Here is an 11,470-nt window from a genome sequence, read left to right as displayed (position 1 = left end):
TATTAGTATCCTTTTTTTCCAGAGAAATAAAAGAAAACTTCCTCACCTTCAATTCTACAAAAGCGAACTTCCTGGTTGGTTTTTTCTTTATGTTCAGAAATTAGCTTTTGCACAAGAGGTTCTATTACAGTCGATACATTCGATGTTTTTCTAGCTTTATCAACAATGGCGAGAATATCTTCATCAGCATTGATGTGTTTGTTTAAAGAGGCTCCGATTCTAGCAAGAGCTAACTCTGCTTCCTCAATCCATTCATCAGTTGGAGCTATTTCAGCATAATGAAATGTCTGGTCTAAGCTGGCGTGCCCCAGAAACCAAGAGAGTTCATCCAGCCCCTCTCCATCAGTAAGATTGAAATATAGAACTGCGAAGAAGCGTCTAAATTGATGTGTTCTCGCGTACCATCTCTTTCCATCAATCACTGGAGACTCGACCCAGTCAAAAAATGTATCTAAGCAATCGTCTAGAGCGTCTCTGCTAAGTGCTTTTTGATGTTCATTAGTTTCTCTTGTATAGGTGGATGCGGTGCTTGAACGAGCATTGAGAGTACGAGTAAAAAGGTACGATTCTTTATCGTCACAAACTAAACTACGTCTATCTTCAATTTCGCATACAAATGCAGCAAACTCTAAACCGTAATCATATACTAGGTCAGGGATTGGCCTGTGTACCTCTTCAAGCTCCCATCTTTCTGAGCTTTTTGGTATCCGCAAAATTAGATCAAATAAGCCATCTATTGGTGATTGCACAAAACAATTGCGTCTCAATGTGAGAAGTGAAGTTGTTCTGGCAGCAGAAAAACTAGCGATAAGTATCCAGATAGAGGCGATGTATATCCTTACAGCTGTTGCTACGGATATGCCGTCGCTAAAATCGTTTTTATAATTCTCACTCTCACGACGCCATGAAGTAAGATTTAGGTCGTTGAGGGCGGCAGGTATCGAGGTGTTTTCAAAAGCCATAAGTTGATATTTAATAAAATTATCAATATGTTCTCTTGCTCCGTTAGAGTTTATTATGGCTCTCTCTTCCTTATTTAACGAAGAAAGGTATTCCCTCAACGCTAGCCCATAAGTGCGAATAAAGTGGAGTGCCGATGACAGTGTATGAAGAGCCGTTTCAACTGGCATAAGTGGGGTTTTCTTGGGTTCAACCATTTCATTGAAAATGGTGTGCCCGCTTGAGAAGAGCTTCTGTACAGCGTGCCTGAATTTGTACTTTTGAGTAGGTCTGGCTGTGTAAAGGCAGTGAAGTTTAGATATTTCGTTTGATATGGTTTTAGCTTTTGGTACTAAATCACGATCTGCGTCGAATTCAATAATGTAAGCATTGGGGTAATGTTTTGTATAACCAATTTCAGTGCGGAATTTTTCGTGATTACATTCTAAATATTTTATTAACCTGTTTTTTAGGCTTCCGAACTGCCTGGTTGTAAGTGTTGTTGACCGTTTTAGTAAGTCCCAATCTATATCGCCTTTTGAATTCCAGTGATTTAGAATAATTTCCAATAACTTATCAAAATCAAGCCTTTCTACTTTGAAAGATAGTAAATAATCTTTAACGTGTTCAAAGCTGATTTCCGCCAAGGTTCTTATAGGCTTCTGGTTTTTTAGCTTTTGCAGTTCATTTGCGTGAAATATCAAGTGACACGCAGTTTTCAATATATCTCCGGTTCTTTCAGCTCTTGTTATCTTGCCTTTGGTATTCAAGTAGAGCAGGCTGTTCCTTACGTCCTCAAGTAAAGGTTTGTTGATTTTATCTGTCAGTAGTTCGTTGTGAGAAACCTCTCTGGCAAAAGTAAGATTTCGAGTAAGGTTCTGGTTATCTTCTAATGCATACCCTGTTTTTGCTATCACCCAGGTAGTATCGAATACACTTTCATTCATCATCCAGCTGGGTTTGGGGTAGCTGTCCACCTTATTCATAGTTGCTGATTTATTAGGGTCATGTAGTTCTTTGTAAGGGGGTAATCCAGTATTTTCCATTTCACTCTTCTTCGATGCTGTTAAGTTTTTTCTCAGCTTGTCTAAGAAGTTGCTTCATGATGAGAGGACCTTCAGAAATTTTAGAAATTGCAGCTCTACAGTCATCTTTAAGACTTTGCTCTTTACCATCCTTTGCATATTTCAATGCCAGCACTATATTTTTAAATGATACGCAAAAATACTTAACCTCAGAGGTTTCATATTCTGTCTCTTGTGATTTAAGGCTCTCATAAAGAGAACCCCCCATATCTGGATTGTCGAAAGCTTTTGTAACTTGGTCGCTAAACTCTCCGATAGTTAACCCAATTGAGTATTCTGGTGATTCATCATAGGCTATAGCCATGAACAAGAGGATGTGCTGAAAGTTTCTGATTTTTACTCTATACACTAATTCAGCTAGGTAATCAGGGATATACCTTGTAAGAGTGGTTTTTACAGTGTTTCCAAAGTAATTAGCGGCCTTTAAGGAGTTACCATTGGAGTCTAAATAAATCCAAACTCCTTTTGATGAGCGAACTTTTTTTAGTGTGATATTATTTAATATGTCGCTGTTTTTTGCAGCCTTAGCTCTGATTGTTTTTAATGTATTTTGAAAGGCTCCAGGCGTGCGGTATTTGACGCCATCTTTGGAAGAGCATAACCAGAGCTCACTTTGTTTTGTAACTTCTCTCGCCCTACAGGTCATACTAAGTGCTATTTTTAGGCAGGTCGCAGCATCAATATCCTGTTCTGGGATATCTTTTAGATCGAGTAAAGACCCCTCAGCCTTTCTTGTTTTAGCATGTCTAGCTCGGGGCTTTAAGGCCCTGAGTCTTACAGAACCTTCATCAGTTACTTGGATAAATTCATGCCCGTGACCACCTGAATATACTTTCACCCTATACAGCGAGTAAGGGTTGATACCAAGCTCTTCAACAATGATGACTTGCATCGCGGAAGCTACTGAAGTTGTTAATCCAAGGTATTGTTGAACTTCATTTATACATCTAATTCCTTCTAGGTTGTGTTTCCCCGTACCATTTATGAAGCAGTCATAAAAGTGATCGAAGTAAGCCACAAGGTTACTTACTCTTTTTGGGGTTGAAGCAATTCCGCTTGAAAATGGATTGCACTCTTTTTCCCATGCCCGATGATTTTTTGAAGTGACTGTTTTCAATGTTCGAAGCTCGGGATGCTTGAGGAATTCAGACTTTTCACTGTTCGATATTATCAGGTCACGATCTTTAAACTTTCGGTAAGCTTCGTAGACTATTTTCCTTGCTTCTTTAAGTAAGAGCTTTAGATTACTGTCAAGTTCATCGGCTAGCTCTTTTATGAAATCAGGTGTGTTTCTGAATAGGTTTTTTTTTCGTTCATCATAAACGTCAGTGGTACATAGGAGAGGGTTGTTGACTGTAACCTTCATGGTTTTTGTGCACCTCCGTAGGTTGTCTGGAAAGTCTGTATTCTTAGGTATAAGATTATGGTCCCTAAGGACCTCAATGGCATTTTTTACGTTTTGAAACTTTCCGTAGGCAGAGTTTCTGGAGAACTTGCGTAGTAGGTTGTTCCTGAATTTAAGTAGCGATCCTTCGATTACCTTTGGATGTTCGTACCATCTTTGGTGCTCAAAATATACAAAGTTTAAAAAGTCATTTAGTGGACCTCTGTGGTGTTTTACTATCTTGAAATTGTAGACATGCTCTTTTAACCTCACGACTATTTTAGCAGAACAGGTTCTTGATAGCGTATCGTAGAATTCTTCGTCAGCACTGCACTTTTTAGGCTTGATCTTGCTTAGATACTTAGTAGGAATTACCTGAGTCTTATAAACTTTATATTTAGCGTTAAAATTGGGCTTCTCAGGGAAGCGCAAGTCGCCCGTGATTATTCCTTTATTTACTAATAGTGACATTAGGTTGTAAATTTCGGAGAGTTTTGTCAGAACCACATGGTTTGTGTAGTTTTGGCACAGGTGTGTGCGGATATATACGAGAACCTTTGTTAGTTCAGCAGCGTCACCATTTCTTATGGGGGATTCTAGTAGTCCAATGTATGTATCTACTAAGTTGATTACGTTGTTCCTTCCTTGGCGCGCCCGACTTCTGGCATACTTAACGAGCACTCTGTGTGACTCTGGGCATAGAGAGGCGGATAACGAGTTGAGTTTTACTTCGATTGACATCCCAAAATCCCTACTTGAAAATTTCAATTAGAAAAACTATGGTATCAATTATTGTATAAGTCAAATATATAGAGTAGGTTAATTCTAGTTGAAATGTATGATATAAAGTGACACTTTGAAATAATCCCACAAATAACGCAAGTTGTACTTGAGCGCCGCCCTGATGATGCCAGCGATATCGAATTTCCAGTAACTTGTCCTATTTGTGACTCTCATGTTGAAAAGGTTGAAGGCGAAGCTGTCGCTCGTTGTACGGGTGGGCTTGTATGTCCTGCACAACGCAAACAAGCAATTAAACACTTTGCGTCACGCAAAGCGCTGGATATAGACGGCCTTGGCGATAAAATTGTTGATCAGCTGGTAGACAGAGAGCTTATAAAAACACCCGCTGATTTGTTTATTTTAAAACAAGGACATTTTGAGTCACTTGAACGCATGGGACCTAAGTCAGCCAAAAATTTAGTAACAGCCCTTGAAGAGGCGAAAGGCACTACGCTTGCTAAGTTTTTATATTCATTAGGTATTCGCGAAGCAGGTGAGGCAACAGCACAAAATTTAGCTAATCACTTCCTTACCCTTGAAAATATAATAAATGCCAGCATTGATAGTTTAACGCAGGTAAGTGATGTAGGCGAAATAGTTGCAACGCATGTTCGTGGCTTTTTTGATGAAGAGCATAATTTAGCAGTTGTTAATGCGCTTATAGAGCAAGGCGTAAACTGGCCAGCGTTGAGTGCACCTTCTGAAGAAGAACAACCGCTTGCTGGGCTTACTTATGTACTTACTGGTACGCTAAATACGCTTAATCGTAATGACGCAAAAGCACGCTTACAGCAGCTAGGTGCTAAAGTATCTGGTAGCGTATCAGCGAAAACTGATGCGTTAGTCGCGGGTGAAAAAGCGGGTTCAAAACTGACTAAAGCCCAAGATTTAGGTATCGACATACTCACGGAAGATGAATTAATTGAGCTGCTTAAAAAGCATAATGGTTAGGACGCAACAATGAGCCGATACGGTCCAGAATACTGGGATAAGTACGGAAGTTACCGAACTCCTATTGCATTTAATTTAAGTTTGCTTGTGCTATTACGTGGCTATTTTATTTGGGTGATTGCGGCTTTAAGTCGCAGGCCTGAACTTGATTTAATGTCGTTATTTTTTAAAAATAAAAATGATTTTTTTATTGCAATAGCAATTGGAAGTATCGCAATAATACCGACTATTTTATTTTGTTTACGCAGACCACGAGATTCACACAGTGCGAGCGATAAGTTAGCAAAAATATGGCGGCATATGCGCTGGCCCCTTATTGTATGTGCTGTTGTTGATTTAACATGGTTAAGTATTCAAGCCGCGCATAGCCATTATCGATTTTCATCATTTTTAGCAGTACAAATGATGATTGTTTTATGGGTATTGTGGTATTTGGTGAAAAGCCGTTATTTAACCGTTTTTTTTAATGATTGGCCTGAGCCGACAGAAAAAGCATCAGAAGAAAAAAAGCGACTTAAAAGGGATTAGTTGTGGACGCTGTAAATAAAAAAATAGCGATAGCTATATCGTTAATAGGCTTAGTGCTTATTATTTTAATGATTAGCACTGAGCTTTTAGAGTCTATGTGGTTTAAAGCGCTATTTGGGTTGTGGGTATTTGTTTTTTGCTCAAGCGTTTATAGGCTAACGCCCTTATTTAAATCAAGAAATAGGCTAGAGGATTTTATTCAGCGAGATGCCCAACATTTACTACTTTTTAGTTTGATGGGATTTTTTGATAAAAAGCATGGTCCAAATTGGTTAGTTATTGAGAGTATTGAACGCATAACAACAAAGGATGATGAGCTAATTATTTACAGTAATAACGAGCGCCAAATGAGTGTTAGTTTACCTGTAAAAAAAGCAGAGCTAGATAGTTTTATTAAACGAATACTTACCGACTCAGAAAAACAAAATATTACCTTTAGCTGAGGAGATTACCTTTAAAATTGAACGAGTTTTAGTTTTAAACGGTCAACACTCTTTAGCTGATCTTTAGTGTATTAAATAACGTAATAATTAACCGTACTTCTTATAAATTTATTAAGTACGGTTAATCAACTATTCAATGAGGCTATTATGTTGAAGTGGAATGATGTTATTAACTTTGCCACCAACGGCAATCCTACCCCAAGTAAAAAAGTAGTCAAAACTGACGAGCAGTGGCGGATGCAACTATCAGAAGATGAATATTACGTAACACGTAAGAAAGGAACAGAGCGCCCAGATAGCTCGGGTAGTTGTACATTACTCGAACCTGGCAAGTATGTGTGTATTTGCTGTGATAATCTATTGTTTGATGCCGATGAAAAGTTTGATAGTGGCACTGGTTGGCCGTCATTTACGCAACCTGCAACAATTGAAGCGATTGGTTATGTAAACGATACAAGTCATGGTATGGAGCGCATAGAGGTGGTTTGTAACGTATGCGATTCGCACTTAGGCCATATTTTTCCAGATGGCCCATTACCAACAGGTTTACGTTATTGCGTTAATGCCGCAGCAATGAAAAAGATCTAATATTTTATTTACTAGCGCTTTGAATATCTAAATTCATTTCTTTTGCTATATGTAAAATCTTATCTAAACGCTGCGTCTGATCTGCTTGTAATTTAGTTTTATCAAGAAGGGCGTAGCATCTTCTAGCAAGATCCATATTAAATGAGCTGCCAGATTGCTTGGTTGAATCAAATAGGCACTGTAATAAATTAAGTGCAATACTCTGATTGCGAGGCATTACTCTAAATGCTTGCGTAAAAGCTTCCAGCGCAGTATTTAACTGCCCTTTATTAAATTGATTAACGGCATGGTTATTAAGCTCTTTTGGACCCATTTTAATATCGCGTCGCTCACTTTGTTGCTGCTGAATATAACGCAAGTAAGTTGTGTCGCTAACTGCAGGGTGTCTTTCACAGTGGCTAATTATTTGTGTGAATAAGGTTTGCGCCTTCTGATGAAACCCCAGCTCATGAAATGCTTTTGCTTTATCAAGTGCTCCATCAACCGATCGGATATGAGTATCGTCGTCATCAAGCTGCTCAATTAGCTTTTTCGCTTTTTGATGCTCGTCTTTTAAGTAATGAAGTCGTGCATTAAGTACATCAATTTGAGCTTGATTTGCATTATTAGGAAACTGTTTTTTTAAATCATTAATGTACTGATTTGTTTGTCTAGAAATTCGTTGAATTTGATCAGTTTGATCAGTCGTTAACGCAAAGTCGATACCGGCACGTGCTGCATTTAAATATACATCGGGGTGGTCGTGTATTGAGTGCTTTGCAAAGGTGGCTATATCTTTTTGAGTTAAATAGCTTTTTTCGTAGTCGTGATTAATTAGCGACACATTACTTAACGATTTTTGGCGTGTGATGTTTCGCGGTGCAATGTCTGCTGCTTGACTTAAAAAGCTTTGTGCTAGTTCAAACTGATTTAGCTTTATTTCTAATCTGCCCAACAAATCAAGGGCTACTAAACGAGTTTCTTGGCGCTCTAACATTGTCTTGAGCATTCGCTGCGCCAAAATATGTTCGTTATTCGCTATAAGTGCCTCTACTAAACCTACTTTTGCCCAAGCAAATTTTTGAATATCGAGAACAGACTTAAAAAAGTCTTTTGCATCTTGAGCACGCTTTAAGCGAAGTAGGGCATCGCCTTTTAAGCGAAGTAGGATAGGACTGTAATTATTATTTTTTTTATCCAGAGCGGTATCAATAAATTTAATAGCTTTTGAATCGTTACCATCATCAATTAATGAATACACTGTTTGTAAGTCGTGTTTACGCTTTAAGATTCGTTCAATGCGTGTTTTAAGCTCTTGTACTGTAAAAGGCTTAACTAAAAAGTCATCTGGCTGCAGCTCAAGAACACTATGAACGAGTGAGCCACTTGTTTCTGCTGAGATAAAAATAAAGCCAGTCGAACTTTTTATGAGCTGCTTAACACGTAGCTCTTCATAAAGCTGGTAGCCATCTTGGTGTTTGTTTAAGTTGAATGAGCAAACTATTAGATCAAATTCTTCACTTAAACACTGCTCTTTTGCAGAGTTTGCATGATCAGCAAAGCGCAACTGCCGAAAGCCAAGCCTTTCTAACGATTGTTTCATATAGCTTTGAGCAAGTGGCTGCTCCTCTACTATAAGTATTTTGGCTTTTGAATAGATCTTAGTTGGCATTGGCTTAAGTGTAATTGTATTTAACACAGACTATAATCAACAGTTTAACTCCTTACAAGGGAATTTAAATGATAGCTGTATTTATTAGGTACTTAACTTTGTCTAATACGTTTATCTAACTTCGAAAGTACTGAGCCGAATAGCATAATTAAAAACTAAATAAGTAAAATGGAAACGCTATATTTGATGAGTGCTTTGATATGGTAATTTAGATTTTAATAAAAATATGAAATATATTTAAGGTAAAAATAGGAGTTAAACGTATTTAATATGGGAAAAAGTTATTACTAGAGAAATTGTTTAATGGTATTTATATGTGGTGGGTGATTACTTGGCTTGATACCAGTGACCCTCGCCATTATTTGTAAAGGGTGGTGATGCTCTTTTTCTTACGACTAAGTTAATTACATACGATTTTTATATTGAGTTTTTATAAAGTTCTTAAATATATTTAATATGAAAAGAAAGAGTTATTACTAGAGAAGTTATCTGATGGTATTTATATGTGGTGGGTGATACTGGACTTGAACCAGTGACCCTCGCCTTGTAAGGGCGATGCTCTCCCAACTGAGCTAATCACCCACATATAATAGGTATGCCTGTTATTTAATTCTTTATTATCAATTAACCGCTTGATGTAATTTGGTGGGTGATACTGGACTTGAACCAGTGACCCTCGCCTTGTAAGGGCGATGCTCTCCCAACTGAGCTAATCACCCAAATTACATTTTAATATGCACCATTCTATGAATGGTGGGTCGTACTGGACTTGAACCAGTGACCCTCGCCTTGTAAGGGCGATGCTCTCCCAACTGAGCTAACGACCCATATTAAATTTTAAAACGCGACTATTGATATAATAATAGGTTTATATGTGGTGGGTGATACTGGACTTGAACCAGTGACCCTCGCCTTGTAAGGGCGATGCTCTCCCAACTGAGCTAATCACCCACATATAAATTAAAACTCTACTATTAAAATAAATAGTACTGGACTTTAACCAGTGAACCTCGCCGTTACTTGTAAATAGCGGTGATGCTCTCTTTTTTCTAACTGAGCTAACGACCCATTTAGATTTTTTTGTAATATGCACCATTCTAGGAATGGTGGGTCGTACTGGACTTGAACCAGTGACCCTCGCCTTGTAAGGGCGATGCTCTCCCAACTGAGCTAACGACCCATATTACAATTTTAAAACACGACTATTAATATAGTAATAGGTTTTATATGTGGTGGGTGATACTGGACTTGAACCAGTGACCCTCGCCTTGTAAGGGCGATGCTCTCCCAACTGAGCTAATCACCCACATATAATTTAAAACGCTACTATTAAATAAATAGTACTGGACTTTAACCAGTGAACTTTGCCGTTACTTGTTAGTAGCGGTAATGCTCTCTATTTTCTAACTGAGCTTATGACCCATATAGAATTTAGATGTGAACACTTTAACTAAAAAGTGGTGGGTGATACTGGACTTGAACCAGTGACCCTCGCCTTGTAAGGGCGATGCTCTCCCAACTGAGCTAATCACCCACATCTAAACAACATTGCATTGCTGCGTTGTTGTGGGGCGCTATTATAGATAGAGTTGGAAATGTGTCAACACTTGAATGATAAAAATGTGCTGAATGAAGGTTTTATAAACAATAGGATATGGTTGAAGTCTATTTTATCATCAAATTTGATATTGCAGTTCAATTAAGCACCTAAAAGTGAGTAGGGAATTGTATTTTATTAACCTTAAATTTAGTTTTACGATACTCATTGTTTTTTTACTGGAGTCGTTTTTATGATTATGAGCAAGATCGATTAATATTAGGGCGAGTTATTTAGTGAATAGAGCGGTCCTTTAAAAATGAATTTAATCTAAACTTCCCAAAATAAATGCTATTTCAGCATTCTAAACTCTATTTTTGTACTTACTTTATTTTTATAAGCCAACCTAGCCATCTCGTAAATACGTATTCCTCGCTACTAGCTTCGGGTTAAGACTAAATAGATCACATATAACTAGGGCGTGTTGACCTTTGTGGATTCAAATTTGTTCAATCTAGGGACGATTAAATCGCGGCGCGAGGTTTGTAAACTAGTGGGCCAAGTAAAAGCCGAGCAAAGCTTCCGCTTCACCCACCAAAGATCAGCGCGCCTTGAAGTTTTATACATAGAATTACGAAGTAACAGTGCTCTTTTAAAAATGCTCTTCAAACAATAATCGAATTTTTTAGTACGAGTTACGCTGGTTATTAAGCAAGTAAAGGCTGCGGGTACTCTCAAACCCACATTTAAGTTTTGGTTATTATAAGCAATTGTAACTTTTAAAAGATTAAGGCGATTGGCGGGGCCTTAATTGGTAGTTTATAGATAAGTTTAATTTGCATATAAATGTATACCTTTGCTTTGATGCAATTTTGTTTCATTAAATGGGGGAGTGGGGGCTATTGAGTATTCGCTGCAATATAGTGATGTTATTATAAGCAGTAGGGCTTGAATCTTATTCAAATTGTATTTTTTAGCACGCTTGATAGCCAGTTTGTTGAAAATTAAACCATTTAAATAAAGCTAGGTAAAAAACTGTTGACTTTATTTTGGGTGGTGCATAGAATGCGCCCCGCACTAAGCGATACACGATGTGTTTATCACGGTGGGTGTTGATTAAGTTGGGGCCATAGCTCAGCTGGGAGAGCGCTTCGCTGGCAGTGAAGAGGTCTGCGGTTCGATCCCGCATGGCTCCACCAAAAATTAGTGTTTTGTCCTAGGGTAGCAGTTTTCTGTGTCCCCATCGTCTAGAGGCCTAGGACACCGCCCTTTCACGGCGGTAACAGGGGTTCGAATCCCCTTGGGGACGCCACTTAACTTTTATTAGTTAAAGGCGGTTTTACCGAGAAAATAGCGTCACAATTAAAGCTCGAGTCTTTACTTGTATTAAACGTAATTACCTTAAAGCTCATGATGTGAGTTAAACTTATCAACTGTCCTAGTGACACATTTATGTGTCCCCATCGTCTAGAGGCCTAGGACACCGCCCTTTCACGGCGGTAACAGGGGTTCGAATCCCCTTGGGGACGCCACTTACTTATTTTAATAGGGAAGTGCAGTGTTATTAAGAAAGCTCGCCTG

At 38.4% G+C, this 11,470-nt stretch carries 6 protein-coding genes, 10 tRNA genes and 1 pseudogene; 7 read left to right on the top strand and 10 right to left on the bottom strand.

What is annotated here, in order from left to right:
- Positions 1-2 precede the first annotated feature (2 nt).
- Both H5088_RS10215 and H5088_RS10210 read right to left on the bottom strand, forming a co-directional pair.
- Positions 3-1,985, bottom strand: a complete 1,983-nt coding sequence (locus H5088_RS10215; protein WP_165744960.1) for a hypothetical protein — start codon at positions 1,983-1,985, stop codon at positions 3-5.
- A gap of 1 nt (position 1,986) precedes the next feature.
- Positions 1,987-4,149, bottom strand: coding sequence for a hypothetical protein (locus H5088_RS10210; protein WP_182752805.1), 2,163 nt, complete (start codon positions 4,147-4,149; stop codon positions 1,987-1,989).
- Between the two features lie 117 nt (positions 4,150-4,266).
- Here H5088_RS10210 and H5088_RS10205 point away from each other — a divergent pair.
- From H5088_RS10205 to msrB, 4 genes and pseudogenes are all read left to right on the top strand, one after another.
- Positions 4,267-5,142: pseudogene (locus H5088_RS10205) on the top strand (helix-hairpin-helix domain-containing protein); the annotation flags it as partial.
- Between the two features lie 9 nt (positions 5,143-5,151).
- Positions 5,152-5,670 carry a DUF2919 domain-containing protein gene (locus tag H5088_RS10200; RefSeq protein WP_138489372.1) on the top strand — a complete coding sequence of 173 codons (519 nt, stop codon included), beginning with the start codon at positions 5,152-5,154 and terminating at the stop codon, positions 5,668-5,670.
- A 2-nt stretch (positions 5,671-5,672) separates the two neighbouring features.
- Positions 5,673-6,113 carry a hypothetical protein gene (locus H5088_RS10195; RefSeq protein ID WP_138489371.1) on the top strand — a complete coding sequence of 147 codons (441 nt, stop codon included), beginning with the start codon at positions 5,673-5,675 and terminating at the stop codon, positions 6,111-6,113.
- Positions 6,114-6,260: 147 nt separating this feature from the next.
- Entirely contained in the window at positions 6,261-6,701 is a 441-nt protein-coding gene (msrB, locus tag H5088_RS10190) for a peptide-methionine (R)-S-oxide reductase MsrB (protein WP_024605441.1), read from the top strand.
- Positions 6,702-6,705: 4 nt separating this feature from the next.
- Here msrB and H5088_RS10185 read toward each other — a convergent pair whose 3' ends face one another.
- From H5088_RS10185 to H5088_RS10150, 8 genes are all read right to left on the bottom strand, one after another.
- Positions 6,706-8,352, bottom strand: a complete 1,647-nt coding sequence (locus H5088_RS10185; protein WP_033020645.1) for a tetratricopeptide repeat-containing response regulator — start codon at positions 8,350-8,352, stop codon at positions 6,706-6,708.
- A 506-nt stretch (positions 8,353-8,858) separates the two neighbouring features.
- Positions 8,859-8,934 (bottom strand) — tRNA-Val (locus H5088_RS10180).
- A gap of 61 nt (positions 8,935-8,995) precedes the next feature.
- Positions 8,996-9,071: transfer RNA gene (locus H5088_RS10175), tRNA-Val, on the bottom strand.
- A gap of 32 nt (positions 9,072-9,103) precedes the next feature.
- Positions 9,104-9,179 (bottom strand) — tRNA-Val (locus H5088_RS10170).
- Between the two features lie 48 nt (positions 9,180-9,227).
- A tRNA-Val gene (locus tag H5088_RS10165) sits at positions 9,228-9,303 on the bottom strand.
- A gap of 153 nt (positions 9,304-9,456) precedes the next feature.
- Positions 9,457-9,532, bottom strand: a tRNA-Val gene (locus tag H5088_RS10160).
- A gap of 50 nt (positions 9,533-9,582) precedes the next feature.
- Positions 9,583-9,658 (bottom strand) — tRNA-Val (locus H5088_RS10155).
- Positions 9,659-9,810: 152 nt separating this feature from the next.
- A tRNA-Val gene (locus H5088_RS10150) sits at positions 9,811-9,886 on the bottom strand.
- Between the two features lie 1,126 nt (positions 9,887-11,012).
- Here H5088_RS10150 and H5088_RS10145 point away from each other — a divergent pair.
- The 3 genes from H5088_RS10145 (at position 11,013) to H5088_RS10135 (ending at position 11,421) form a co-directional block, all read left to right on the top strand.
- A tRNA-Ala gene (locus H5088_RS10145) sits at positions 11,013-11,088 on the top strand.
- A 37-nt stretch (positions 11,089-11,125) separates the two neighbouring features.
- Positions 11,126-11,201, top strand: a tRNA-Glu gene (locus H5088_RS10140).
- Between the two features lie 144 nt (positions 11,202-11,345).
- A tRNA-Glu gene (locus tag H5088_RS10135) sits at positions 11,346-11,421 on the top strand.
- Positions 11,422-11,470 lie beyond the last annotated feature (49 nt).

The organism is Pseudoalteromonas sp. SR43-3 (assembly GCF_014163875.1).
GTDB lineage: Bacteria > Pseudomonadota > Gammaproteobacteria > Enterobacterales > Alteromonadaceae > Pseudoalteromonas > Pseudoalteromonas distincta.
This window is presented reverse-complemented; position numbering and strand designations above follow the sequence as displayed.

Coding starts and splice junctions, on each gene's coding strand:
- H5088_RS10185 (WP_033020645.1), bottom strand. CDS start 8,352: ATGCCAACTAAGATCTATTCAAAAGCCAAAATACTTATAGTAGAGGAG.
- H5088_RS10210 (WP_182752805.1), bottom strand. CDS start 4,149: ATGTCAATCGAAGTAAAACTCAACTCGTTATCCGCCTCTCTATGCCCA.
- H5088_RS10200 (WP_138489372.1), top strand. CDS start 5,152: ATGAGCCGATACGGTCCAGAATACTGGGATAAGTACGGAAGTTACCGA.
- msrB (WP_024605441.1), top strand. CDS start 6,261: ATGTTGAAGTGGAATGATGTTATTAACTTTGCCACCAACGGCAATCCT.
- H5088_RS10215 (WP_165744960.1), bottom strand. CDS start 1,985: ATGGAAAATACTGGATTACCCCCTTACAAAGAACTACATGACCCTAAT.